This is a genomic window from Streptomyces sp. NPDC051041, from assembly GCF_044456065.1.
Classification (GTDB): Bacteria; Actinomycetota; Actinomycetes; order Streptomycetales; family Streptomycetaceae; genus Streptomyces; species Streptomyces glaucus.
This window is the reverse complement of the sequence record NZ_JBITFM010000003.1, coordinates 220,833-244,039: the sequence shown is the minus strand read 5'-3', so window position 1 is coordinate 244,039 and position 23,207 is coordinate 220,833. Positions and strand designations below refer to the sequence as shown.

At 74.1% G+C, this 23,207-nt stretch carries 23 protein-coding genes; 8 read left to right on the top strand and 15 right to left on the bottom strand.

Features of this window, described 5'->3' with window-relative positions:
• Positions 1-193 precede the first annotated feature (193 nt).
• Positions 194-1,360 carry an MFS transporter gene (locus ACIBAI_RS07295; protein ID WP_399032205.1) on the top strand — a complete coding sequence of 389 codons (1,167 nt, stop codon included), beginning with the start codon at positions 194-196 and terminating at the stop codon, positions 1,358-1,360.
• Here ACIBAI_RS07295 and ACIBAI_RS07290 read toward each other — a convergent pair.
• Complete coding sequence (locus ACIBAI_RS07290) at positions 1,287-1,712, bottom strand: hypothetical protein (protein ID WP_399031760.1); 426 nt, start codon at positions 1,710-1,712, stop codon at positions 1,287-1,289. The genes ACIBAI_RS07295 and ACIBAI_RS07290 overlap by 74 nt on opposite strands.
• A 213-nt stretch (positions 1,713-1,925) precedes the next feature.
• On the opposite strand from ACIBAI_RS07290, the gene ACIBAI_RS07285 reads away from it, so the two are divergent.
• Positions 1,926-2,780, top strand: coding sequence for a BTAD domain-containing putative transcriptional regulator (locus ACIBAI_RS07285; RefSeq protein WP_399031759.1), 855 nt, complete (start codon positions 1,926-1,928; stop codon positions 2,778-2,780).
• A 64-nt stretch (positions 2,781-2,844) separates the two neighbouring features.
• On the opposite strand, the gene ACIBAI_RS07280 is transcribed toward ACIBAI_RS07285, so the two are convergent.
• Positions 2,845-3,573: a TetR/AcrR family transcriptional regulator gene (locus tag ACIBAI_RS07280; RefSeq protein ID WP_399031757.1), complete on the bottom strand. Its 729-nt coding sequence runs from the start codon at positions 3,571-3,573 to the stop codon at positions 2,845-2,847.
• 423 nt (positions 3,574-3,996) lie between these two features.
• On the opposite strand from ACIBAI_RS07280, the gene ACIBAI_RS07275 reads away from it, so the two are divergent.
• Complete coding sequence (locus ACIBAI_RS07275) at positions 3,997-4,446, top strand: nitroreductase family deazaflavin-dependent oxidoreductase (RefSeq protein ID WP_399031756.1); 450 nt, start codon at positions 3,997-3,999, stop codon at positions 4,444-4,446.
• Here ACIBAI_RS07275 and ACIBAI_RS07270 read toward each other — a convergent pair.
• Entirely contained in the window at positions 4,436-5,668 is a 1,233-nt protein-coding gene (locus ACIBAI_RS07270) for a geranylgeranyl reductase family protein (RefSeq protein ID WP_399031754.1), read from the bottom strand. The two genes, ACIBAI_RS07275 and ACIBAI_RS07270, sit on opposite strands and share 11 nt — an antisense overlap.
• Before the next feature lie 242 nt (positions 5,669-5,910).
• Here ACIBAI_RS07270 and ACIBAI_RS07265 point away from each other — a divergent pair, with 242 nt between their 5' ends.
• Both ACIBAI_RS07265 and ACIBAI_RS07260 read left to right on the top strand, forming a co-directional pair.
• Complete coding sequence (locus ACIBAI_RS07265; protein WP_399031752.1) at positions 5,911-7,266, top strand: dipeptidase; 1,356 nt, start codon at positions 5,911-5,913, stop codon at positions 7,264-7,266.
• Positions 7,267-7,330: 64 nt separating this feature from the next.
• Positions 7,331-8,035 (top strand): MBL fold metallo-hydrolase, encoded by a 705-nt coding sequence (locus tag ACIBAI_RS07260; protein WP_399031750.1) that lies wholly within the window; start codon positions 7,331-7,333, stop codon positions 8,033-8,035.
• Positions 8,036-8,063: 28 nt separating this feature from the next.
• Here the strand turns inward: ACIBAI_RS07260 and ACIBAI_RS07255 are convergent, their stop codons facing one another.
• The 3 genes from ACIBAI_RS07255 to ACIBAI_RS07245 form a co-directional block, all read right to left on the bottom strand.
• Complete coding sequence (locus ACIBAI_RS07255; RefSeq protein ID WP_399031748.1) at positions 8,064-9,107, bottom strand: NUDIX domain-containing protein; 1,044 nt, start codon at positions 9,105-9,107, stop codon at positions 8,064-8,066.
• A 144-nt stretch (positions 9,108-9,251) separates the two neighbouring features.
• A complete protein-coding gene (locus ACIBAI_RS07250) occupies positions 9,252-9,458 on the bottom strand; it encodes a hypothetical protein (protein WP_399031746.1) in 207 nt (68 codons plus the stop codon).
• 329 nt (positions 9,459-9,787) lie between these two features.
• Positions 9,788-10,741: an ROK family protein gene (locus tag ACIBAI_RS07245; protein WP_399031744.1), complete on the bottom strand. Its 954-nt coding sequence runs from the start codon at positions 10,739-10,741 to the stop codon at positions 9,788-9,790.
• A 242-nt stretch (positions 10,742-10,983) separates the two neighbouring features.
• On the opposite strand from ACIBAI_RS07245, the gene ACIBAI_RS07240 reads away from it, so the two are divergent.
• Positions 10,984-12,078: a LacI family DNA-binding transcriptional regulator gene (locus ACIBAI_RS07240; RefSeq protein ID WP_399031742.1), complete on the top strand. Its 1,095-nt coding sequence runs from the start codon at positions 10,984-10,986 to the stop codon at positions 12,076-12,078.
• Between the two features lie 157 nt (positions 12,079-12,235).
• Here the strand turns inward: ACIBAI_RS07240 and ACIBAI_RS07235 are convergent, their stop codons facing one another.
• Positions 12,236-13,543 carry a DUF6986 family protein gene (locus tag ACIBAI_RS07235; RefSeq protein WP_399031740.1) on the bottom strand — a complete coding sequence of 436 codons (1,308 nt, stop codon included), beginning with the start codon at positions 13,541-13,543 and terminating at the stop codon, positions 12,236-12,238.
• 222 nt (positions 13,544-13,765) lie between these two features.
• Here ACIBAI_RS07235 and ACIBAI_RS07230 point away from each other — a divergent pair, with 222 nt between their 5' ends.
• Complete coding sequence (locus tag ACIBAI_RS07230) at positions 13,766-14,665, top strand: endonuclease/exonuclease/phosphatase family protein (protein WP_399031739.1); 900 nt, start codon at positions 13,766-13,768, stop codon at positions 14,663-14,665.
• A 66-nt stretch (positions 14,666-14,731) separates the two neighbouring features.
• Here the strand turns inward: ACIBAI_RS07230 and ACIBAI_RS07225 are convergent, their stop codons facing one another.
• From ACIBAI_RS07225 to ACIBAI_RS07210, 4 genes are all read right to left on the bottom strand, one after another.
• Positions 14,732-15,694 carry an electron transfer flavoprotein subunit alpha/FixB family protein gene (locus tag ACIBAI_RS07225; protein ID WP_399031737.1) on the bottom strand — a complete coding sequence of 321 codons (963 nt, stop codon included), beginning with the start codon at positions 15,692-15,694 and terminating at the stop codon, positions 14,732-14,734.
• 50 nt (positions 15,695-15,744) lie between these two features.
• Positions 15,745-16,533 carry an electron transfer flavoprotein subunit beta/FixA family protein gene (locus ACIBAI_RS07220; protein ID WP_344601354.1) on the bottom strand — a complete coding sequence of 263 codons (789 nt, stop codon included), beginning with the start codon at positions 16,531-16,533 and terminating at the stop codon, positions 15,745-15,747.
• 218 nt (positions 16,534-16,751) lie between these two features.
• Positions 16,752-17,261: a flavin reductase family protein gene (locus ACIBAI_RS07215; protein ID WP_399031735.1), complete on the bottom strand. Its 510-nt coding sequence runs from the start codon at positions 17,259-17,261 to the stop codon at positions 16,752-16,754.
• Between the two features lie 208 nt (positions 17,262-17,469).
• Positions 17,470-17,880, bottom strand: a complete 411-nt coding sequence (locus tag ACIBAI_RS07210; RefSeq protein WP_399031734.1) for a thioredoxin family protein — start codon at positions 17,878-17,880, stop codon at positions 17,470-17,472.
• A 422-nt stretch (positions 17,881-18,302) separates the two neighbouring features.
• On the opposite strand from ACIBAI_RS07210, the gene ACIBAI_RS07205 reads away from it, so the two are divergent.
• Positions 18,303-19,031 carry a lysophospholipid acyltransferase family protein gene (locus tag ACIBAI_RS07205; protein ID WP_399031732.1) on the top strand — a complete coding sequence of 243 codons (729 nt, stop codon included), beginning with the start codon at positions 18,303-18,305 and terminating at the stop codon, positions 19,029-19,031.
• A gap of 236 nt (positions 19,032-19,267) precedes the next feature.
• Here ACIBAI_RS07205 and ACIBAI_RS07200 read toward each other — a convergent pair whose 3' ends face one another.
• The 4 genes from ACIBAI_RS07200 to ACIBAI_RS07185 form a co-directional block, all read right to left on the bottom strand.
• On the bottom strand, positions 19,268-19,861 hold the full coding sequence (locus ACIBAI_RS07200) for a transglutaminase domain-containing protein (RefSeq protein ID WP_399031730.1): 594 nt from the start codon (positions 19,859-19,861) through the stop codon (positions 19,268-19,270).
• A gap of 83 nt (positions 19,862-19,944) precedes the next feature.
• Complete coding sequence (locus tag ACIBAI_RS07195) at positions 19,945-21,015, bottom strand: threonine aldolase family protein (protein WP_399031728.1); 1,071 nt, start codon at positions 21,013-21,015, stop codon at positions 19,945-19,947.
• The gene (locus ACIBAI_RS07190; protein ID WP_399031726.1) at positions 21,012-21,770 is read right to left on the bottom strand and encodes an SDR family NAD(P)-dependent oxidoreductase; all 759 of its coding nucleotides are present in this window, start codon (positions 21,768-21,770) and stop codon (positions 21,012-21,014) included. The genes ACIBAI_RS07195 and ACIBAI_RS07190 overlap by 4 nt, the downstream gene beginning before the upstream one ends.
• A 38-nt stretch (positions 21,771-21,808) precedes the next feature.
• Positions 21,809-23,206, bottom strand: coding sequence for a DUF6421 family protein (locus tag ACIBAI_RS07185; protein WP_399031725.1), 1,398 nt, complete (start codon positions 23,204-23,206; stop codon positions 21,809-21,811).
• Position 23,207: the final 1 nt, after the last annotated feature.

Here is a 23,207-nt window from a genome sequence, read left to right as displayed (position 1 = left end):
CGCCGCGGGGGGGGGGGGGGGGCGCGCGGGGGGGGGGGGGGGGGGGGGGGGGCCGGGGGGGGGGGGGGGGGCCCCCGGGCGGCCGGGCCGGGCGCGCCCGGCCCGGCCGCCCTCGCCCTCTCTTGCCCCGCCCCGGCGCCTCTCCTAGCCTGATTTTGTGCCGCCAATAAACAAAGCCTGTTCGCACAACGTCGTGCCGGGCACGGACCACCTCACCCGGCTCCGTATCGCTCTCACCGTCTTCTTCGCCCTCGACGGCTTCGTCTTCGCCGGCTGGGTCGTCCGCATCCCCGCCGTCAAGGAACAGACGGGCGCCTCCGCCAGCACCCTCGGCCTCGCCCTCCTCGGCGTCTCCGCCGGAGCCGTCGTCACCATGACGCTCGCCGGACGCCTCTGCCGCCGCTACGGCAGCCACTCCGTCACCGTCGTCTGCGCCGTCCTGCTCTCGCTCAGCGTCGCCCTGCCCCCGCTCACCCACTCCGCTCTCGCCCTCGGCCTCGTCCTGCTGCTGTTCGGCGCCGCCTACGGCGGGATCAACGTCGCGTTCAACAGCGCCGCCGTCGACCTGGTGACCGCGCTGCGGCGGCCGGTCATGCCCAGCTTCCACGCGGCCTTCAGCCTGGGCGGCATGATCGGCGCGGGACTGGGCGGCCTGGTCGCGGGCTCCCTGTCCCCCGCCCGCCACCTGCTGGGCCTCACCGTCGTCGGTCTGCTCGTCACCGCGGTCGCGGGACGCACCCTCCTGCGCGTCGAACCCCCGGTGCCCGCGGAGCGCACGCCGCCCGGGAAGGACCGGCCGCGCCGCCCGGACGCCCGCACCCGTGTCCTGGTGGCCGTCTTCGGCCTGATCGCCCTGTGCACCGCGTACGGCGAGGGGGCGCTCGCCGACTGGGGCGCCCTGCACCTCGAACAGGACCTGGGCGCCTCTCCGGGAGCCGCCGCCGTCGGCTACTCCTGCTTCGCCCTGGCCATGACACTGGGCCGGCTCAGCGGGACGGTGCTCCTCGAACGGCTCGGCCGGACCCGGACCGTCGTCGCGGGCGGCGCCACGGCGGCGGCCGGGATGCTGCTCGGCGCACTCGCCCCTTCCCTCTGGGCGGCCCTGCTCGGATTCGCGGTCGCGGGGCTCGGCCTGGCCAACCTCTTCCCCGTCGCCGTCGAACGCGCGGGCAGCCTCGCCGGCCCGAGCGGAGTCGCCACCGCCTCCACGCTCGGGTACGGCGGCATGCTGCTCGGGCCGCCCGCCATCGGGTTCATGGCGGACTGGTTCTCCCTGCCGGCCGCGCTCACCAGCGTGGCCGTGCTCGCGGCCGTGGCCGCCGCCATCGGTTTCGCGACCCGGCGGGCGGCGACGGGCTGACCGCCCACTCCCCGGTCCGCGCCCCCGAGCCGAGCGCCCGCGGCGCAGACGGATCACCGGTCGTCCTCCTCGGCGGCCTGCGGCAGCGAAGAACGGGAACACCGCCAGCGCACACAGCGACCCGCTCGGTGCGCGGGCTGTCCAGGTCACCGTCGCGGGCCGTGACGGGCAGGGCGAGGTCGGGGTTGCCGGTGCGGAAGTCCTCGCGCAGCCGCTCGCCGGCGCGCACCGATTCCGTGCCGGGGGCGCCCCAGCGCGAGAGGTCGAGGGCGTCCTGGGCGCCGGCGCCGTACGCGCCGAGCCCCAGGAAGGCGATCAGGAAGCCGACCAGCACGGCACGGCTGTGGTGCACGGCACGACTGTGGTGCACGGCCGGACGACCGAGCCGGGTGAGCACGGCGGGGGCCTTTCGCCGGGGCCTTCCTCAGGACCTCTTCCGGGCCTTGTTCGGGGACTTCCTCAGGTCTTCGAAGGCTGGGCCCGGTGTCCGCACACCGTCGGCCCGGCCGCTGGAAGGCCCGCCGGAAGAGCCACTGGAACGCGGCGCCCGGGATACGCTCGACGCATGGGCGAGGGGACGACGGGGACGGGAACGACGGGAGCGGAGACGGCCGGAACGGGGGCGGACGGCACGGGGGCGGACGGCACGGCGCGCGGCCTGCGCTGCGAACTGCTCGGCCCGCTGCGCGCGTTGCGCGACGGCGTCGAGATCCCGCTCGGTCCGCCGAAACAGCGTGCGGTGCTCGCCGTGCTGCTGCTCCAGGAGGGCCGCTCGATCTCGTACGACGGCCTGGTCGAGGCCGTGTGGGGCGGCGCGCCGCCGGTGCACGTGCGCAACCTCGTGCAGAAGTACGTCTCCGGGCTGCGTCGCGCGCTCGGTGACGGCGCGGAGCTGGCGTGGACGGGCAGCGGTTACCGGCTCACCGGCGTCCGGGCCGACGACCTGCTGCGGCGCCGGGCCCTGGTGGACGAGGCGCGGGCCGCGCGGGACGCCGGGGACCTGCGCCGGGCGGGCGAACTCGCCCGGCGGGCGGAGGCGTTGTGGCGCGGCGAGTTCGCCGAGGGGCTGCAGGCCCCCTACCTGGCGGCGGAGCGGCTGCGCTGGGCCGAGAAACGGCTCACCGTCCTCGAAGCCCGGCTGGCCGGTGAGATCGAGCTGGGCCGGTCCTTCGAGTACGTCCACGAGCTCGTCCGGCTCGTGGCGGCGCACCCGCTGCGGGAACGCCTGGTGGAGCTGCTGATGCTCGCGCTGTGCCGCGCCGGCCGCCCGGCCGACGCCCTCACCGCCTACGAGGCGGCACGCCGGCGCCTCGCCGAGGCGATGGGCGCGGACCCGGGGCCCGCGCTGCGGTCCCTGCACGCCCGGATCCTGCGCCAGGACCCGGCGTTGCTGCCGACGCCGCCGGTGGCGGTGGGGTGACGACTCGGGTTGCGGTTCCGGTTGCGGTGGGGTGACGGGAGCGGGGACCGACGGGTCCGATGCCTCACGGGGCGGCGCCCTTCGCGGCCCGGCCCTTCTGCGGGTACACCAGCCCCACGCCGTGCGCGAGCTGGGCCACGGCGTGCCGGAAGAACGCCTCCCGCTCCTCCACGATCCGGTTGAACTGGCCGAACAGCTCGAACCCGACCAGCCCGTACAGCTGGGCCCACGCCGCGACGAGCGCCGTCACCACCTCGGGCGGCAGGTCGGGCGCGAGTTCCACCGCCATCCGCTCCGCCTCCGGGCGCAGTTCGGCGGGCAGCGGCGGCTTGGCCAAGCCGAGGCCCCGATGCGCGTCGCGGACGATGCCGATGAGGAGGAGGCCGACCCGGGAGGCGGCGGGGACGGTGGTGCGGGGCGCGTTGTAACCGGGCACCGGCGACCCGTAGATCAGCGTGTACTCGTGCGGATGGCCGAGCGCCCAGCCCCGCACCGCCTCGCACACGGCGACCCACCGCTCGGCGGGGCCCGCGTCGGCCACCGCGTCGTGCGCCGCCTCCGCGGCCTCGCCGAGCGAGTCGTAGGCGTCGACGATGAGCGCGGTCAGCAGGTCGTCCCGGCTGGGGAAGTAGCGGTACAGCGCGGAGGAGGCCATGCCGAGTTCCCGGGCCACGGCCCGCAGCGACAGCTTGGTGGCGCCTTCCGCCGCGAGCTGTCTGCGCGCCTCCTCCTTGATGGCCGCGGTGACTTCGATCCTGGCGCGGGCGCGCACGCCGTGTGCGGTGCTGGTCATGTGAGGCAGTGTGCCACGGAGCCGGAGCAGCGTACGCAAAGGAGAGCGGTCAACGCGAAAGTGAGCGCTGCTCTTGCACCGAGGCGTCCGCTTGCCGCAGACTGGAGGAGGAAGAGAGCACTGCTCACAGAAGAGACCGCTGCTCACGCAAAAGAGCGTTGATTGCGTAAGGGATCGCCGTTCGAGCAAAGGAGCGCCGCTCACGGGGAGGGCGACACCCGCGGAAGGGAGCGGTGCTCACGAGCAGCGGGCACGCCGAACGAGAGAACGCCGCCCACCCGGGAGAGCACCGGCGCTCCCCCGGAGCACCGCTCGCCCCCCGGAGCACCGCACGCCCCACGGAACACCGCTCTCCAGAGCACGGCTCACCCATCAGAGCAGCGCTCACCCACCAGACCAGCGCTCACCCGATCAAGGAGCCCCATGTCCACCCACGTCCGAAAGCCCGGCTGGTTCACCGTCAAGGTCCTCAACCGCGCCGTCGCCTGGCTGAGCCGCCGCGGCATCAGCGTCTGGGGCTCCCGGATCCTGGCCGTCCGCGGCCGCAGGAGCGGCCAGTGGCGGACCACCCCCGTGAACCTGCTGACGGTGGACGGGCGGCAGTACCTCGTCGCCCCGCGCGGCCACGTCCAGTGGACGCACAACATGCGCGCGGCGGGCGGCGGCGAGCTGCGCCTCGGCAAGCGCGTGGACACGTTCACCGCGACCGAGGTCGCCGACGACGACAAGCCGCCGCTCCTGCGGGCCTACCTCAGGCGCTGGAAGGCGGAGGTCGGGGTGTTCTTCAACGGCGTCGGCCCGGACTCCTCCGACGCCGAGCTGCGCCGGATCGCGCCCGACCACCCGGTCTTCCGGGTCACGGTCAGGAGGTGACGCGTTCGTCCGCGGGGCGGCGGTCCAGCGCGGTCAGGGCACGCTGGGCCAGCGGATGGCTGCGGACGAGCTCGCCCAGCGACGTCGAGCCCTGCGTGATGTCCTTGAACGCCTTCCACGCCGGCCGGAAGCCGGTCAGCACGGCGTGGAAGAGACCGGGCCGTCGTTCGAACACGGTCAGCATCCGCTTGCCGACGCTCATCTCCACGCCGAGCCCCGCCTTGACGGCGAACGCGTAGTTGAGGGTCTGCCGGCGCGCGTCCACGGCGTCGTGCGCCTCGGCGACCCGGACGGCCCACTCGCCCGCGAGCCGGCCCGACCGCAGCGCGAACGAGATCCCCTCGCGCGTCCACGGCTCCAGCAGCCCCGCCGCGTCGCCGCACACCAGGACCCGGCCGCGCGACAGCGGCGAGTCGTCGGCACGGCACCGGGTCAGGTGCCCGGAGGAGATGCTCGGTTCGAAGCCGGCGAGGCCGAGCCGCCCGATGAAGTCCTCCAGGTACCGCTTGGTCGCCGCGCCCTCGCCGCGCGCCGAGATCACACCGACGGTCAGCGTGTCCCCCTTGGGGAAGACCCAGCCGTAACTGCCGGGCATCGGACCCCAGTCGATGAGGATCCGCCCCTTCCAGTCCTCGGCGACGGTGTCCGGCACCGGGATCTCCGCCTCCAGGCCCAGGTCCACCTGGTCGAGCTTGACCCCGACGTGCGCTCCTATCCGGCTGGCGCTGCCGTCCGCGCCGACGACGGCCCGCGCGAGCACGACCTCGCCGCCCTGCAGCACGACGGCGACCGTGCGCCGGTCCGGCACCGCCGACCCGTGCTGCTCGACCCGCGAGACCGTCACGCCGGTGCGCAGCTCGGCGCCCGCCTTCTGCGCGTGCTCGACGAGCCGCTGGTCGAACTCGGGCCGGTTGACCAGCCCGAACAGCATCTGCTTGGAGCGCCGGGTGCGGGTGAAGCGGCCGTTGTGGGAGAACGTCACCGCGTGCACGCGGTCCTTCAGCGGCAGTTCGAAGCCGGGCGGCAGCGCATCGCGCGAGGGGCCGATGATGCCGCCGCCGCACGTCTTGTAGCGGGGCAGCTCGGCCTTCTCCAGCAACAGCACGCGCCGTCCCGCGACCGCCGCCGCGTAGGCGGCCGAGGCCCCCGCGGGTCCCGCGCCGACCACGACGACGTCCCACACCTGCCGCGCGTCGTCCGCCGAAGAGTTCTCGCTGCTCACGATGGTCTACTGCTCCGATCCAACCGCATGCCTCCCCCAAGCTCCCGGCATCGCCCGAGCAGGGGGCACCCCATCTGTCACCCGCATCCTACGGCGGCCGTCGTCACAGACCGCTGTGGGAGGATCGGCAGCGCGGCTGCCTGCCCATCGGCACGCGCCCGCCCCGCACGATCACATACGGACAGAAGTTACTCACGGAAGTAACTCATCGGTACAACGTCGCACCCACGAGGAGCGTGCCCATGTCGTCGAATCCGGTCGCCGAAACCGTCGCCTCGCTGATGCCCAGGGCACGGGCGGAGCTCACCGAGCTGGTGGCCTTCCCGTCGGTGGCGGACTTCGACCAGTTCCCCAGGAGCGGGAGCGAGGGCGCCGCGCGGTGGATCGCGGACGCGCTCACCGCCGAGGGCTTCACGGACGTGGCCCTGCTCGACACCCCGGACGGCACACAGTCGGTCTACGGCTACCTGCCCGGCCCCGAGGGCGCGAGGACGGTCCTGCTCTACGCCCACTACGACGTGCAGCCGCCGCTGGACGAGGCCGCCTGGACCACCCCGCCCTTCGAGCTGACCGAACGCGACGGGCGCTGGTACGGGCGCGGCGCCGCCGACTGCAAGGGCGGCGTGATCATGCATCTGCTGGCGCTGCGCGCGCTGAAGGCCGACGGCGGCGTGCCGGTGCACGTCAAGGTGATCGTCGAGGGCTCGGAGGAGCAGGGCACGGGCGGTCTGGAGCGGTACGCGGAGGAGCACCCCGAGCTGCTGGAGGCCGACGCCATCGTGATCGGCGACGCGGGCAACTTCCGGGCCGGCCTGCCGACGGTCACCTCCACCCTGCGCGGCATGACCCTGGTGCGCGTCCGGATCGACACGCTCGAGGGCAACCTGCACTCGGGCCAGTTCGGCGGCGCGGCCCCCGACGCGCTGGCCGCGCTGATCCGCGTACTGGACTCGCTGCGCGACGAGGACGGTTCCACGGCGATCGACGGGCTGGCCGCGGACGCCGTGTGGGAGGGGCTGGGGTACGAGGAGGAGCAGTTCCGCAAGGACGCCAAGGTGCTCGACGGGGTCGGGCTGATCGGCTCCGGGACGGTCGCGGACCGCATCTGGGCGCGTCCGGCCGTCACGGTGCTCGGCATCGACTGCCCGCCGGTCGTCGGCGCCACGCCGTCGGTGCAGGCCGGCGCCCGCGCGCTGATCAGCCTGCGGGTGCCGCCGGGCGTGGACGCGGCCGAGGCGACCAAGCTGCTCCAGGCGCACCTGGAGGCGCACACGCCGTGGGGGGCGCGGGTGCAGGTGGAGCAGATCGGCCAGGGCCAGGCGTTCCGCGCCGACACGACCAGCCCGGCGTACCGGGCCATGGCGGACGCGATGGCGGTGGCGTACCCCGGGCAGCGGATGCAGTACGCCGGCCAGGGCGGCTCGATCCCGCTGTGCAACACCCTCGCCGCGCTCTATCCGCGGGCGGAGATCCTGCTCATCGGCCTGAGCGAGCCGGAGGCGCGGATCCACGCCGTGGACGAGAGCGTCTCCCCCGAGGAACTGGAGCGGCTGTCGGTGGCGGAGGCGCTGTTCCTGCGCAACTACGCGGCGAGCTGAGTTCCGCTCTGCTCTCCGCCGAGGCTCCTCGCCCGCGCGGGTGGGGGCCTTCTACGGTCGTCCCATGGACGTCGTCGCACTCCTCCCCCGCCGCCGTCTGCTGCGCTTCCCGGTCGGCCAGGCCTACCTGTGGCGCGACGGCGAGGCGCTGACGCTGATCGACGCCGGTCCGGCGGGCTCCGCCGCCGCGATCGCCGAGGCGGTCCGCGGGGCCGGGCCGGTGCGGCGGGTCGTGCTCACCCACTTCCACGAGGACCACGTGGGCGGGGCGGGCGAGTGCGCGGCCCGCAGCGGCGCCGAGGTGCTGGTCCACCGCCTGGACGCCCCCGTCGTGCGGGGCGAGGTCCCCGGCCCGCCGCCGGTGCTGGAGGACCGGGAGCGCCCGATCCACGAGGCGGCGCTCGCGCTCCTGCCCGCGGGCGGCTTCCCCCGGCCTGCCCGCGTCACGGAGCTGTCCGGCGGCGACGTGCTCGACTTCGGCGGCGGAGCGCACGTCGTCCATGTGCCCGGCCACACACCCGGCAGCATCGCGCTCCGTCTCCCGCGCCACGGGGTGCTGTTCACGGGGGACGCCGTCGCCGCGTCGCCGGCCGACGGCGGCGTCCTGCCGGGCGTGTTCCGTCTCGACCGGGACCGGGCCGTCGCCTCCTTCCGCCGGCTGACGGAACTCGACCCGGACGTGGCCTGCTTCGGCCACGGCGACCCGGTGACCGGCGGCGCGTCCGCGGCGCTGCGCGCGGCGGCGGCCCGGTACGGCGTCGCCCCCTGAGCCCGCCGGACCCGGCCCGCCGAAGACGTCACCCGACCGGAACGCCCGCCTCCAGATACAGCGCCGCGCCGCGTTCCCGGGCCCGCAGGGCCCAGCGCAGGCGCTCGTAGCGGACGGGCGGCAGGAGGTCGGCGGCCTCCTCCTCGGTGACGAAGCGCCAGTCGCGCAGCTCCGGGCCGGGCAGCAGCAGCCGGCCGGCCTCCGCGGAGTCCAGGCGGCCGCCGTCGAACAGCAGGCGCAGTCCGCCGAAGCCGGGCGGCGCGGGCGGCTCCCAGTCGACGACGAGCAGGCTCGGCACGTCCTGGAGCCGGATCCCGGTCTCCTCGACGACCTCGCGCATCCCGGCGCGGGCGGGCGCCTCGCCGGGTTCCACGACGCCGCCGGGGAACTCCCAGCCGGCCTTGTAGGTGGGGTCGACGAGCAGCACCCGGTCCCGCTCGTCGAAGAGGAGGACGCCGGCCGCGAGCGTCTCGGCGGTGGGCTCGGGCGTCTGCACGATCTCGCAGGCGGGCGCGGATCCGTCGCCGACCGCCTCGGCGATCCGGGCGGCGGTCTGGTACGGGGTGAGGGAGCTGGTGTCGATCGGGTGGGCGTCGGCGGTGAGCCAGGAGGCGAGGGCGGTCCGGTACGGCTCGATGTGGTCGTAGGACCACTGCCGTACGCGCAGTTCGCCGTCGGGCAGGTCCGGCGGGACCTCCCGGCCGGCTATTCGCTCCCGCAGTATCGTTTCGGCCGGTGCGAGGAGAATGTGCCGGACGGCGATCCGGCGGGCGGCGAGTCCGCCGAAGATCTCGTCGCGGTACTCCTGGCGCAGCAGGGTCATGGGAACCACGAGGGTCCCGCCCAGTTCGGCGAGCATCGCCGCCGCCGTGTCGATCACGAGGCGGCGCCAGATCGGGAGGTCCTGGAAGTCACCGACCTCGGCGAGGTGCTTGGGCGGCAGCAGGTGGGTGAGCGCTCCTCCGATGACCTCGGGGTCGAAGAGCGTGCTGTTCGGGATCAGCTCGATCAGTTCCCGTGCGGTGGTCGTCTTTCCCGCACCGAACGCGCCGTTGATCCAAACGACGGTCACGGTTCCCCCTCTTCTCTTGGCCCCCTGTGGCTTGCCCGCTCCACCCTGCCACGGAAACCAGCCCCAGTTGAGAGCGCGGACACACGGCGCCGGCGCCCCCGACCGCGGGGCGCCGGCGCCGTGTGTCCCGAACCCGTGGGCGGGTCAGTCCCCCTGCCCGCTCCGCTGCCCGTCGGGGGCGCTGTGGTCCAGGGGCAGGCCGTCGGCGGCCACGGTGCGTCCGAGGTCGCCGACGGTCCTGTCGACATCGACGCCGCCCAGGGGCCCGGTCAGGGCGTGGGAGGGGGTGACCGCCGCGACGACGAAGCCGGTGGCGAGGGAGGCGATGGCGAGCATGCTGCGCTTCTTCATGCTGGGTTCAACTGCGCGAGCGGCCGGGAGTCACGGCCTGGCACCCGCACGGCGGCCGTCCGGCCCGCCGGCCCTGCCGCCGCGGGGCGAATCTCCCGGGATCTCCCGGTACCTCCGAGAACTCACGGAGTCCTCCCGGATCTCCGGGACCGCCCGGGCTCCTCCACCACGGCCGGCCCCGTCCTGCCGTGCTGGCGCGCCAGGGCACCGCGCGCCGTCGCCTCGCCCTCCGCGGCCCGGGCGGCCGCGCGAGCGTCCTGCCGGCCCACCGCCCCGCGAGCCCCACGGCCCGGAGCCCGGAGCCCGGGGACCGTTCCGGCCGAGGGGTCTCAGACGCCGGCCGCGGTCACGCCCGGCGTCCTCGCCAGCGCGGCCGAGGCCGCCCCCACCAGACCCGCGTCCGTGCCCATCCGCGCCGGCGCCACCGTCAGGCGCTGGACGAAGGAGAGGGTGGCGTAGTCGGCCAGGGCCCTGCGCAGCGGGCCGAAGAGCACCTCGCCCGCCTTGCCCACTCCCCCGCCGATCACCGCGATGTCGATCTCGACCAGGGTCGCGGTGGCCGCGATGCCGGCGGCCAGCGCCCGGGCGGCCCGCTCGAAGGAGGCCACGGCGACCGGGTCGCCGGCCCGGGCGGCGGCGGCCACCGCGGCGGCGGAGGTGTCGCCGTCCGGGCCGGGCCGCCAGCCGTCGTCCAGGGCGCGCCGGGCGATGTTGGGGCCGCTCGCGATCCGCTCCACGCAGCCGCGCGACCCGCACGGGCACGGATCGCCGTCGAGGTCGACGCTGATGTGGCCGATGTGGCCGGCGTTGCCGGTCGGGCCGGGATGCAGCCGGCCGCCGAGGACCAGGCCGCCGCCCACACCGGTGGAGACCACCATGCACAGCGCGTTGTCGTGGCCCCGGGCCGCGCCCTGCCAGTGCTCGGCCGCCGTGATCGCCACGCCGTCGCCGATCAGCTCGACCGGCAGGTCGCCGGCCGCGGCCCGGACCCGTGCGACGAGCGGGTAGTCGCGCCAGCCGGGCACGTTCACCGGGCTCACCGTGCCCGCGGAGGCGTCCACCGGGCCCGCGCTGCCGATGCCGACGGCCGCGGCACGGCCCCACAGCGGGGAGGCGGCCAGCTCACCGAGCACCTCCTCGACGGCCCGCATCACGGTCTCGCCGTCCTCCCGCGCGGGCGTGGCACGCTGCGCGCGCACCAGGATCCGGCCGTGGCCGTCCACCAGTGCTCCGGCGATCTTGGTGCCGCCGATGTCCAGCGCGGCCACGAGGTCGGTGTGCATCAGTGTCGGATCTCCCCGTCAACCATGAGAAACCAAGAGGGAACAGCAGGCCTGTCTCGCGGTGATGACGCAGGCCGGAGATTGCGGTGGACAGTGTCCCCGCTTCTGACAACGTTGTCCAGGCTCTATGCTCGACGCCACATCCTCATACAAGCCCACGGGCGGCGCATCCCGTGCGGCGGCGCACCCCGTCGAGCGGCGCGTCCCCGTGGGCCGACATCCCGATGGGCGGACGCGTCCCGATGGCCGGACGCGTCCCCGTGGACGACAGGACAGGACACCGCACCGTGCCCGACACGCCCCGCCGAGCCGACCGTCTCCCCGCGACCCGTTACGGCAACCGTCCGACCATGAAGGACGTGGCCGCCCGCGCCGGGGTCGGGCTCAAGACCGTCTCACGCGTGGTCAACGGGGAACCGGGCGTCACGCCCGAGACGGAGCGCCGCGTCCAGGAGGCCATCGAGGCGCTGGGCTTCCGCCGCAACGACAGCGCCCGGGTGCTGCGCAAGGGCCGCACGGCGAGCATCGGGCTGGTCCTGGAGGACCTGGCGGACCCGTTCTACGGGCCGCTCAGCCGGTCGGTCGAGGAGGTGGCCCGCGCCCACGGCGCCCTGCTCATCAACGGCTCCAGCGCCGAGGACCCGGACCGCGAGCGGGAGCTGGTGCTGGCGCTGTGCGCGCGGCGGGTGGACGGGCTGGTGGTGATCCCGGCCGGGGACGACCACCGGTACCTGGAGCCGGAGCTGAGGGCGGGCGTCGCGACGGTGTTCGTGGACCGTCCGGCGGGCGGGATCGACGCGGACGTGGTCCTGTCCGACAACTACGGCGGCGCCCGTGACGGCGTGGCCCACCTCATCGCGCACGGGCACCGCCGGGTCGGGTTCATCGGCGACATGCCCCGCATCCACACCTCCGCCGAGCGGCTGCGCGGCTACCGGGCGGCCATGGAGGACGCGGGCATACCGGTGAAGGACTCCTGGATCTCCCTGGGCGCCACCGACCCGGAGCGGGTGCGCCGGGCGGCCGAGGAGATGCTGTCCGACGCCGATCCGGTCACCGCGGTCTTCGCGGGCAACAACCGGGTGACGGTCACCGTGATCCGGGTGCTCGCCGCGCACGCCCGCCCCGTCGCCCTGGTCGGCTTCGACGACATCGAGCTCGCCGACCTGCTGCAGCCGGGGGTCACGGTCGTCGCCCAGGACGCGGCGGCGCTCGGCCGCACCGCCGCCGAGCGCCTGTTCCGGCAGCTGGACGGCGGCCTGGTCACGCCCGAGCGCATCGAACTGCCCACCCGGCTGATCACCCGTGGCTCGGGCGAGCTGCCGCCGGCGGACTGAGCGGGCGGTACGGGGCCGCCGCCCGGGGCGGGTGCCGGGCCCGCCTGTCCACGCCCCCGGACGGCACCGCCGCCCCGTTCCTGCGAGCTCGGGCAGGTCGCCGCGCGGCCCACGGGGCGGGCGCGCCGGCCCCGGGCCGGCCGCCGCGGCGGGCCCGCTACCCGGCCCCCGGGGCCGGCGCGGCGGTGCCGCCGCGCCGGGGCGCCGCGAACTCCTCCAGGTCGGCGCGGGTCAGTCCGGTCAGCCGGGCCACCTCGGCGATGTCGAGCGCACCGCAGTCCAGTCCCCGCAGCAGGTAGCCGCCGAGGGCCTGGGCGGTGGCGGGCTCGTCCATCACATCGCCGCCGGCGCGGCTCGTGTAGCGGGCGAGGCGGTCGGCGGCCTGCTCGAAGCCCTCGCGGTAGAAGGCGAAGACGGCCGCGTAGCGGGTCGGGAGGTGCCCCGGGTGCATGTCCCAGCCCTGGTAGTAGGCGCGGGCCAGGGCCCGGCGGGTGAGGCCGTAGTGCAGGCGCCAGGCGGCGTGCACCTTCTCGGTGGGGCCGACGGGCAGGACGTTGGTCGAGCCGTCCGACACCCGTACCCCCGTCCCCGCGGCGGCGACCTGCATGACGGCCTTGGCGTGGTCGGCGGCCGGGTGGTCGGCGGCCTGGTGGGCGGCGGAGACGCCGAGGCAGGCGCTGTAGTCGAAGGTGCCGTAGTGCAGGCCGGTGACACGGCCCCCGGCGGCCTGGATCATGCGGGCCACGGTGGCGGTGCCGTCGGCGGCGAGGACGGCCTGGCTGGTCTCGATCTGGATCTCGAAGCCGAGGCGGCCCGGCTCCAGGCCGTGCGTCTCCTCGAAGGCCGCCAGCAGTTTCGCCATGGCGGTGACCTGCTCGGCGTAGGTCACCTTCGGCAGGGTGAGGACGAGCCCGCCGGGCAGGCCGCCGGCCTCCATCAGGCCGGTGAGGAAGACGTCGAGGGTGCGGATGCCCCGGGCGCGCACCGCCGCCTCCATGCCCTTCGCGCGGATGCCCGTGTACGGGGGCGCCGTCCCCGTCCGGTACGCCTCGGCGACCAGCCGGGCCGCGCGGGCGGCGGCCTCGTCCTCCTCGGCGCCGGGGCGGTTGCCGTAGCCGTCCTCGAAGTCGATCCGCAGGTCCTCGACCGGCTCGCGCTCCAGTTTGGCGCGCACGCGCGCGTACACCGGCTCGGCGAGTTCGTCGTCGAGTCCCAGGACGGCGGCGAACGACGCGGCGTCCGGGGCGTGTTCGTCGAGGGCGGCCAGGGCCCGCTCGCCCCAGGAGCGGACCGTGTCGGCGGCGAAGACGTCGCCGGGGACGTAGACGGTGTGGACGGGCCGGCGGGTGCCGGGGTCCCCGGGGTAGCGGCGCTCCAGGTCGGCGTCGACCGGCGCGAGGGCGGCGTCGATCTCCGCGCCGACGGCGTCCGCGAGGCTCGTCGTCACCTTCTCCTGCTGCCCCATCCCACACCCTCCCATTTTCCGCTTTACGGAATCAACAATCCGTAGAGCGAAGCTATCGGGCGGTCTTCCCGCCGGTCAACACCGTCTTACGCCGCGGGCCACTCCACCATCTCGGCATGTTCACGCCCACCTGGCACCTTTTCCCGCCGTGCCGCGCAGCCGGCACCCCGCGTGCCGCAGCACCGCACCACCCGCCCGGAAGCCGCCGCAGAAGGAGCACCCGTGCCCGACCACAGCCGAGTCACACGCCGCCTGAGCCTGAAGACCGCCCTGGCCGGCGCGGTCGCCCTGCCGCTCTCCGGCACAGCGCCGGCGTCCGCGTCCGCTCCGGCGGACCGCGGCAGCCGCCTGCGGGTCATGTCGTTCAACCTGCGCTTCGCGAGCACCGCCGAGCCCCACAGCTGGGCCGTCCGCAGACCGGTGATGCGTGAACTGCTGCGCCGTGAGCGCCCGCACGTCATCGGCACCCAGGAGGGCCTCTACCAGCAGCTGCGCGACATCGAGGCCGACCTCGGACCGCACTACGACTGGATCGGCACCGGACGCGCGGGCGGCAGCCGCGACGAGTTCATGGCGGTCTTCTACGACACCCGCCGCCTCGCCCCGCTGGAGTACGACCACTTCTGGCTCTCCGACACGCCGGACGTGATCGGCTCCAACACCTGGGGCGGCGGCTCCGTCCGCATGGTCACCCGGGTCCGCTTCCGCGACCGGCGCGACGGCGACCGGGAGTTCCACGTCCTCGACACGCACCTGGACAACGCGAGCCCGTACGCACGCACGCGGGCCGCCGCCCTCGTCGCCGAGCGGATCGCCGGACTCGGCCGCTCGCTCCCGCTGGTGGTGACCGGCGACTTCAACGTCGCGGCCCACAAGGACCCGGTCCACGACACCCTGCTGGGCGCCGGCCTCGTCGACACCTGGGACGCGGCGGCCGAGCGCGGCGCGCTGTACGGCACCTTCCACGGCTACCGGCCGCTCACCCCCGGCGGCGACCGCATCGACTGGATCCTCACCACGCCGGGCGTCACCGTGCACCGGGCGTCGGTCAACACCTTCTCGCGCGACGGGCAGTTCCCGAGCGACCACCTGCCCGTGCAGGCCTCGCTGACCCTGGGGTGACCACCGACGGCACGAGGCCCCCGCGACCACGGACGGTCGCGGGGGCCTCGTGCCGTCGCACGGGGATCAGCCCTTGCGGGCCTTGATCTCCTCGGTGAGCTGCGGGACGACGTCGAACAGGTCGCCGACGACGCCGTAGTCGACCAGGTCGAAGATCGGGGCCTCGGGGTCCTTGTTGATGGCCACGATGGTCTTCGAGGTCTGCATGCCGGCCCGGTGCTGGATCGCGCCGGAGATGCCGGAGGCGATGTACAGCTGCGGCGAGACGGACTTGCCGGTCTGGCCGACCTGGTTGGTGTGCGGGTACCAGCCGGCGTCGACGGCGGCGCGCGAGGCGCCGACGGCCGCGCCGAGGGAGTCGGCGAGGGCCTCGATGACCGCGAAGTTCTCCGCGCCGTTGACGCCCCGGCCGCCGGAGACCACGATCGCGGCCTCGGTCAGCTCCGGACGCCCGGTCGACTCGCGCGGGGTACGGCCGGTGATCCTCGTGCCGGTCGCCTGCGCGGAGAAGGTCACCTCCAGCGCCTCGACCGCGCCCGCGGCCGGGGCGGCCTCCACGGCCGCGCTGTTGGGCTTGACCGTGATGACCGGGGTGCCCTTGATGACGCGGGACTTGGTGGTGTACGCGGCGGCGAAGACCGACTGGGTGGCCACCGGGCCCTCGTCGGACGCCTCCAGGTCGACGGCGTCGGTGATGATGCCGGAGCCGATGCGCAGCGCCAGGCGGGCGGCGATCTCCTTGCCCTCGGCGGAGGACGGGACCAGCACGGCCGCCGGGGAGACGGCCTCGTACGCGGCCTGCAGGGCGTCCACCTTGGGGACGACCAGGTACTCGGCGTACTCGGCGGCGTCGTGGGTGAGGACCTTCACCGCGCCGTGCTCGGCGAGGGCGGCGGCGGTGTCGGCGGCGCCGCCGCCGAGGGCGACGGCGACCGGCTCGCCGATGCGGCGGGCCAGGGTCAGCAGCTCCAGGGTGGGCTTGCGGACGGCGCCGTCCACGTGATCGACGTAGACGAGGACTTCAGCCATGGGATTGCTCTCCTGCTCGATGACTTCGGGGGCGGTCGGCGGGTGCGGGCTCAGATGAACTTCTGGCTCGCGAGGAACTCGGCGAGCTGCTTGCCGCCCTCGCCCTCGTCCTTGACGATCGTGCCCGCGGTGCGGGCCGGACGCTCCGTCGCGGAGTCGACCGCGGTCCGGGCGCCCTCCAGGCCGACCTCCTCGGCCTCGATCTCCAGGTCCTCCAGGTCCCAGGACTGAACCGGCTTCTTCTTGGCCGCCATGATGCCCTTGAAGGACGGGTACCGGGCCTCGCCCGACTGGTCGGTGACCGACACGACCGCCGGCAGGGAGGCCTGGAGCTGCTCGGAGGCGGCGTCGCCGTCCCGGCGGCCCTTGACGACGCCGTCCTCGACCGACACCTCGGAGAGCAGGGTGACCTGCGGGACGCCCAGACGCTCGGCGAGCAGCGCGGGCACCACGCCCATGGTGCCGTCGGTGGAGGCCATGCCGGAGATCACCAGGTCGTAGCCGGCCTTCTCGATCGCCTTGGCCAGCACCAGGGAGGTGCCGATGGCGTCGGTGCCGTGCAGGTCGTCGTCCTCGACGTGGACGGCCTTGTCCGCGCCCATGGACAGCGCCTTGCGCAGGGCGTCCTTGGCGTCCTCCGGGCCCACCGTCAGGACGGTGATCTCCACGTCGTCGTCGGAGTTCTCCGAGATCTGCAGCGCCTGCTCGACGGCGTACTCGTCCAGTTCGGAGAGCAGACCGTCCACGTCGTCCCGGTCGACGGTCAGGTCATCGGCGAAGTGCCGGTCGCCAGTGGCGTCGGGCACGTACTTCACGGTGACAACGATCCTCAAGCTCACGCCGGCTCTCCTACTGCATCGTCATTTCGGTGCTGCCTCTTGCAAGCAGCATAGGCGCCTCAAGCGGCCGATCCCGGTCGGGGCGACCCCTGCTCCAGCCGAGATATTACTCGCCAGTACACCCAGTTCGTTCCCGCTAAGCAAGCGCTTTGAACTGTGACCTGTGCAACGCAGCGTAATCGGAACCGGACGGTTCCGCAGCGGGGGACGAACGGGGATCAGTCGCGCAGGCCGTGGAAGCGTCCCTGGTGGTACAGGAGGGGGCGGCCGGTGCCGCTGGGGTCGCCGAGGCGGACCTCGGCCAGCACGATCCGGTGGTCCCCGGCGGGGACGCGGCCGACGACGCGGCAGACCAGCCAGGCGAGGACGCCGCCGAGGACGGGCACGCCCTCGGGACCCTCGCGCCAGACGGTGGGCGCGCCGAAGCGGTCGGCGCCGCTGCGGGCGAAGGTGGCGGCCAGCTCCCGCTGGTGCTCGCCGAGTATGTGGACACCGACATGGTCGGCCGTGGAGACGGCGGGCCAGCTGGAGGCGCCGGTGCCGATACCGAAGGAGAGCAGCGGGGGCTCGGCGGAGACGGAGGTGAGGGAGGTGGCGGTGAAGCCGACCGGCCCGGCGTCACCGCGGGCGGTGATCACGGCGACCCCGGCGGCATGCCGCCGGAAGACGGAGCGCAGCAGGTCGGGGCCGGTCGGCGGGGCGGCGTCGAGGCCGGGCGTGGCCGTCATGGGGTCGTCCTCCTTCCAGGGGTGGCCGTCGGGGCCGCGGCTGCTCAGCGGTCCGGACAGCACGCGCTCACGGCGCGGGCGGGGCCGGTGCGCGCCCGCCCGGGGAGAAGGAGGTGCGAGGACATGGACTCAAGCTGACGACAGGTGGCACGCGCAGTCAAGTTCGTCCCGGTATCCGAAAGGCGCCCCCCGGTCCGCATGACCGGCGTCACACGGCCTCCCCGAGCGCGGCGATCACGTCGGCCCTGCGCGGCCGGCCGGCGGCGCGCCGCACGATCCGGCCGTCGGCGTCGAGGACCAGCACGGTCGGCGTCCTGAGGATGTCGAGCCGGCGCACCAGGTCGAGGTGGGCCTCGGCGTCGATCTCGACGTGGGTGACGCCCGGGACCATGCCGGCCACCTCGCCGAGGACCCGCCGGGTCGCCCGGCAGGGGGCGCAGAAGGCGCTGGAGAACTGCACGAGCGTGGCGCGCTCGCCGAGCTCCGCGCCCAGTTCGGCCGCACCGAGCCGCTTGCCGTCGTCCTGTCCGCGCACCCGCGTTCTCCCGTTCCGCCGCCGCGGCGTCCCGCGGGCGCCCGCCGTCGCGAGCACCGGCGCGCACGCCACCAGTCCCGTCATCGTCCGGTTCAGCGTTCACGGGACCGCGGAGATTCCCGGCTCCCCGAGGGACCTCCCGCGGGATGCCCGATCCCCGCGGACGCCGGGGTGCGGGCCGGGGTCCCGCCGGCCACACGCCCGGACCCGGCCGGGACCCGCCGTGCCGGGGCCGCGCCCGCCGCCGCCTTCCCCGGCTCCGCGTCCGGACGCGGCCCGGGTGCGAAGTACGGGTGTTCGCGCGGCAGGTGACGACCCGTACGGAGTAAGGGGGACATAAGGGTTGTAGGGCGACGTGACGAGAATCTCGCGGTTCACCGGCGCTCAGGCTGGCTACACGGCCGCCGATGGGGCACCATCTGCGGCAAGCCGTAAACCTACGGCTGCGTAACTTTCCAACTGGGAGCCCCCTTCCCAGGCAGAGCAAGGAAGGGTCCACCCCGCCCATGGCAGAACTCGTCTACCGCCCGGTCATCGGTCTCGCCCGCACGCTGTTCAAGGTGTGGGACCTGAGGGTCGACTGCCGGGGATCGGAGAACATCCCGCGCTCGGGCGGCGCAGTGCTGGTGAGCAATCACATCAGTTACCTGGACTTCGTCTTCAACGGGCTGGCGGCGCTGCCGCAGAGACGCCTCGTGCGCTTCATGGCCAAGGAGTCGGTCTTCCGCCATCGGATCTCCGGTCCGCTGATGCGCGGGATGAAGCACATCCCCGTGGACCGCGAGCAGGGCGAGGCGGCGTACGAGCAGGCGCTGCACTCGCTGAGGTCGGGTGAGATCGTCGGGGTCTTCCCCGAGGCGACGATCTCGCAGTCGTTCACCCTGAAGAGCTTCAAGTCGGGTGCCGCGCGCCTGGCCCAGGAGGCGGGCGTCCCGCTGGTCCCGATGGCGCTGTGGGGCACGCAGCGGCTGTGGACCAAGGGACACCCGCGCAACTTCAGGCGCAGCCACATCCCGATCACGATCCGGGTCGGCGAGGCGGTGGAGGCCACCCGCGACCAGTACGCGGGCGCGATCACCCGGCGGCTGCGCGAGCGGGTGCAGGAGCTGCTGGAGAACGCCCAGCGCGCCTACCCGGCACGGCCCAAGGGCCCGGACGACATGTGGTGGATGCCGGCCCATCTCGGCGGTACGGCGCCCACGCCCGAGGAGATCCGCGCCGCCGAGGCGCACTGACTCCCGCGCCCGGCCGGAGCGGCGGGCCGGCCGCGCGCCGGGCGGCCGGGTGCGGATTCCGTGCGGAGCGCGCCCGTCCGGACGTGCGGCCGGCCGGCGCGCCGCATCGCCGGGGAGTGCCGGACCCGCGCCGTCGGCGGGACCGTCGACGGGGCCGCGCGCCTCGGCGGCGATGCGGACGAAGCCGGGCATCGGGAGGGCGCGCACCGTCGGGCAGGGCGGGCGCGGTCCCCGCCTCAGAGCGCGGCCGGCAGCGCCCGCCACAGGGACGGCCGGTCGGGGGCGGCCCTGAGGGCGCCGAGCACGGCCGGGTGCGGTTCGGCGTACAGGACCGGGTAGTCCGTCTCGTCCGCCTCCGGATCGGGGGTCCAGGCCAGCCGCTCGCCGTCGAGGGAGAACCGGGCGTCCACTCCGGGTTTGTTGCCGCGCGGGTCCTGCCGGTGCCAGGCGCCGTTGAACCGTACGGCGACCAGGCCGTGGACGGCGTGCCCCGAGCCGTCGTCGTGGGCCAGCCGCTGGTAGCACAGCGCTGTCGGGATGTCCTCGGCCCGCAGCAGCGCGGCCAGCGCGTGGGCCTTGGCGTGGCAGATGCCGGTGCCCTGCTCCAGGACGTCGGAGGCCCGCCAGGTGACGCGGTGGTCGCCGGAGTCCTGCGAGTGCGCGATGGCGTCGCGGACGAACTCGAACGCCACACGCGCATACTCATACGAGTCCGCCACCTCCCCGGCGAGCCCGGCGGCCGTCTCCCGCACGCGCGGATGGTGATGGTCGATCGCCTCGTCGGCGGCCAAGTAGGCGGACAGGTCGGGGGTTTCCTGGATCAGCTGCATGTCGGCAGAGCATAGGCATGGGACCGATCAAGGGTCAATGAATTTTCGATCGGTCGCATACTTATGCAGTTATTGCCGACGGCTCAGCGGGCCGCCTCCTCCTTGAGGGCCGCCACGAAGGCGTCGACGTCCTCCTCGGTCGTGTCGAAGGCGCACATCCACCGCACGACGCCCGCGGCCTCGTCCCAGAAGTAGAAGCGGAACCGCTTGCGCAGGCGCTCGGCCACGTCGTGCGGCAGGCGGGCGAAGACCGCGTTGGACTGCACGGGGTGCAGGATCTCCACCCCGTGCACCGCGCGCACGCCCTCGGCGAGGCGCTGGGCCATCCCGTTGGCGTGCCGGGCGTTGCGCAGCCACAGGTCCTTGGCGAACAGCGCCTCCAACTGCACCGACACGAAGCGCATCTTGGAGGCGAGCTGCATCGACAGCTTGCGCAGGTGCTTCATGTGGCGGACGGCGTCCTGGTCGATCACCACGACGGCCTCGCCGAACAGGGCGCCGTTCTTCGTGCCGCCCAGGGAGAGGATGTCGACGCCGGCCGCGTTGGTGAACGCCCGCATCGGGACGTCCAGGAAGGCGGCGGCGTTGGCCAGCCGGGAGCCGTCCAGGTGCACCCTCATGCCGTGCGCGTGGGCGTGCTCGCACAGGGCCCGGATCTCCTCCGGCGTGTAGACCGTGCCCAGTTCGGTGGTCTGGGCGATCGAGACGACCTGCGGCATCGCGCGGTGCTCGTCGTCCCAGCCGTACGCCTCCCGGTCGATCAGCTCGGGGGTGAGCTTGCCGTCGGGTGTGGGGACGGTGAGCAGCTTCAGACCGCCGACGCGCTCCGGCGCGCCGCACTCGTCGACGTTGATGTGCGCGCTCTCGGCGCAGATCACCGCGCCCCAGCGGTCGGTGACCGCCTGGAGCGCGACGACGTTGGCGCCGGTGCCGTTGAAGACCGGGAACGCCTCGGCGGTGGCGCCGAAGTGGCTGCGCACGACGCCCTGGAGGTGTTCCGTGTACACGTCCTCGCCGTACGAGACCTGGTGCCCGCCGTTGGCGAGGGCCAGGGCGGCGAGCACCTCCGGGTGGGCCCCGGCGTAGTTGTCGCTGGCGAAGCCACGGACGTCCGGGTCGTGGCGGCGCCGGGCGTCGGTCTTCGGGGGGTTCACGGCTTCTCGGTCAGCCACAGACGGTTTCCGTTCACTTCCGCGGCGGGCCTCTCCCAGACTCCGGCGATGGCCTCGGCCAGGTCCCTGACGTCCGTGAAGCCCGCGAACTTCGCGTTGGGGCGGTCGGCGCGCATCGCGTCGTGCACCAACGCCTTCACCACCAGGATGACAGCCGCGGAGGTCGGCCCCTCGGCGCCCTCCGCGATCCCGGCCTTGCGGAAGTAGTCGGCCAGGGCGAGCGTCCACGCCTCGGCGGCGGCCTTGGCGGCGGCGTAGGCGGCGTTGCCCGCGGCGGGTTTGCCGGCGGCGGCGGCGCTGATCAGGACGTAGCGGCCGCGGTCGCTGCGCTGCAGCGCCTCGTGGAAGGCGAGGGAGGTGTGCTGCACGGTGCGCACCAGCAGCAGTTCCAGCAGGTCCCAGTCGTCGAGGCTGGTCTTGGTGAAGGTCTCGCTGCCCCGCCAGCCGCCGACGAGGTGGACCAGGCCGTCCACCCGGCCGAAGTCCTTCTCGACCCGGGCCGCCCACTCGCGGGCCGACGTCGGGTCGAGCAGGTCGACGGTGTCACCGGTGACGGTCGCCCCGCCGTGCGCGTAGCTCGCCGCGTCCACGGCCTCGGCCAGCCGCTCCGGGTCGTTGTCCGCGCCGACGACGGTCGCCCCCGCCTCGGCGAGCCTGAGCAGCGTCGCGCGTCCGGCGGGCCCTCCCGCACCGGCCACCGCGATCACCGCGCCGCTGAGCGCCCCGTTCCCCGCCATGTTCCTCGCCTCCCGGGCAGTGTGGTCGGTGCCGCCGCTCACGCGGCGGCCCGCTCGGCGCCGTCCGCCGTGATCCCCCGGGTGGAGGCGATCACGTTCTTCAGCTTCTTGGACAGGGCCTCGTAGAACATGCTCAGCGGAAACTCGTCCGGAAGCACGTCGTCGACGAGTCTGCGCGGCGGCTGCGTCAGGTCCAGGGCGTCGGGGCCCTTGGCCCACTTCGAGCCGGGGTGCGGGGCGAGGTAGGTGGAGACCAGCTCGTACCCGGCGAACCAGTGGACGAGCTTGGGGCGGTCGATGCCGTCGCGGTACAGCTTCTCGATCTCGGCGCACAGCTGGTTGGTGACCTGCGGGGCGCGTTCCCAGTCGAGGGAGAGCTTGTTGTCGGTCCAGCGGACCACGTCGTGCCGGTGCAGGTAGGCGAAGAGCAGCTGGCCGCCGAGGCCGTCGTAGTTGCGGACGCGTTCGCCGGTGACCGGGAAGCGGAACATGCGGTCGAAGAGCACCGCGACCTGGACGTCACGGGCCTGCGGGACGCCTTCCCCGGCCAGCTTCACCGCCTCCTTGAAGGCGGTGAGGTCGCAGCGCAGCTCCTCCAGGCCGTACATCCAGAACGGCTGGCGCTGCTTGATCATGAACGGGTCGAACGGCAGGTCGCCGTGGCTGTGGGTGCGGTCGTGGATCATGTCCCACAGCACGAAGGCCTCCTGGCAGCGCTTCTGGTCGTGGACCATCGCGGCGACGTCCCGGGGCAGCTCCAGGCCGAGGACGTCGACGGCGGCGGCGGTCACGCGGCGGAAGCGGGCGGCCTCGCGGTCGCAGAAGATGCCGCCCCAGGTGAACCGCTCGGGGGCCTCGCGCACGGCGATGGTCTCGGGGAACAGGACGGCGGAGTTGGTGTCGTAACCGGCCGTGAAGTCCTCGAACGCGATGCCGCAGAACAGCGGGTTGTCGTAGCGGGTGCGCTCCAGCTCGGCCAGCCAGTCGGGCCAGACCATGCGCAGCACGACCGCCTCCAGGTTGCGGTCCGGGTTGCCGTTCTGGGTGTACATCGGGAAGACGACCAGGTGCTGCAGGCCGTCCCGGCGGTTCGCGGCGGGCTGGAAGGCCAGCAGCGAGTCGAGGAAGTCGGGCACCCGGAAGCCGCCGTCGGACCAGCGGCGCAGGTCCTCCACCAGGGCCTCGTGGTAGGCGCGGTCGTGCGGCAGCAGCGGGGACAGCTCCCGGACGGCGTCGGCGACCTGCCGGACGGCGAGTTCGGCGTCGGCGGGGTCCGGGGCGTCCTCGGCGTCGAAGTCGATCGATCCGTCCTTGGACTGCCAGGGCCGGATCCGCTCCACGGCATCCTTGAGCACGGGCCATGCCGGGTGCTCCACCACCCTGACTGCCGGAGGAACCTCCACCTCCGCGCCCACCTGCACAAGAATTTCCGTCATG

What these genes read in the sequence shown, in the direction of transcription:
- ACIBAI_RS07285 (WP_399031759.1), top strand. Translation starts at nt 1,926, where the DNA reads ATGGGCGAGGGGACGACGGGGACGGGAACGACGGGAGCGGAGACGGCC.
- ACIBAI_RS07280 (WP_399031757.1), bottom strand. Translation starts at nt 3,573, where the DNA reads ATGACCAGCACCGCACACGGCGTGCGCGCCCGCGCCAGGATCGAAGTC.
- ACIBAI_RS07275 (WP_399031756.1), top strand. Translation starts at nt 3,997, where the DNA reads ATGTCCACCCACGTCCGAAAGCCCGGCTGGTTCACCGTCAAGGTCCTC.
- ACIBAI_RS07265 (WP_399031752.1), top strand. Translation starts at nt 5,911, where the DNA reads ATGTCGTCGAATCCGGTCGCCGAAACCGTCGCCTCGCTGATGCCCAGG.
- ACIBAI_RS07260 (WP_399031750.1), top strand. Translation starts at nt 7,331, where the DNA reads ATGGACGTCGTCGCACTCCTCCCCCGCCGCCGTCTGCTGCGCTTCCCG.
- ACIBAI_RS07250 (WP_399031746.1), bottom strand. Translation starts at nt 9,458, where the DNA reads ATGAAGAAGCGCAGCATGCTCGCCATCGCCTCCCTCGCCACCGGCTTC.
- ACIBAI_RS07245 (WP_399031744.1), bottom strand. Translation starts at nt 10,741, where the DNA reads ATGCACACCGACCTCGTGGCCGCGCTGGACATCGGCGGCACCAAGATC.
- ACIBAI_RS07240 (WP_399031742.1), top strand. Translation starts at nt 10,984, where the DNA reads ATGGCCGGACGCGTCCCCGTGGACGACAGGACAGGACACCGCACCGTG.
- ACIBAI_RS07235 (WP_399031740.1), bottom strand. Translation starts at nt 13,543, where the DNA reads ATGGGGCAGCAGGAGAAGGTGACGACGAGCCTCGCGGACGCCGTCGGC.
- ACIBAI_RS07225 (WP_399031737.1), bottom strand. Translation starts at nt 15,694, where the DNA reads ATGGCTGAAGTCCTCGTCTACGTCGATCACGTGGACGGCGCCGTCCGC.
- ACIBAI_RS07215 (WP_399031735.1), bottom strand. Translation starts at nt 17,261, where the DNA reads ATGACGGCCACGCCCGGCCTCGACGCCGCCCCGCCGACCGGCCCCGAC.
- ACIBAI_RS07210 (WP_399031734.1), bottom strand. Translation starts at nt 17,880, where the DNA reads ATGACGGGACTGGTGGCGTGCGCGCCGGTGCTCGCGACGGCGGGCGCC.
- ACIBAI_RS07205 (WP_399031732.1), top strand. Translation starts at nt 18,303, where the DNA reads ATGGCAGAACTCGTCTACCGCCCGGTCATCGGTCTCGCCCGCACGCTG.
- ACIBAI_RS07200 (WP_399031730.1), bottom strand. Translation starts at nt 19,861, where the DNA reads ATGCAGCTGATCCAGGAAACCCCCGACCTGTCCGCCTACTTGGCCGCC.
- ACIBAI_RS07190 (WP_399031726.1), bottom strand. Translation starts at nt 21,770, where the DNA reads ATGGCGGGGAACGGGGCGCTCAGCGGCGCGGTGATCGCGGTGGCCGGT.
- ACIBAI_RS07185 (WP_399031725.1), bottom strand. Translation starts at nt 23,206, where the DNA reads ATGACGGAAATTCTTGTGCAGGTGGGCGCGGAGGTGGAGGTTCCTCCG.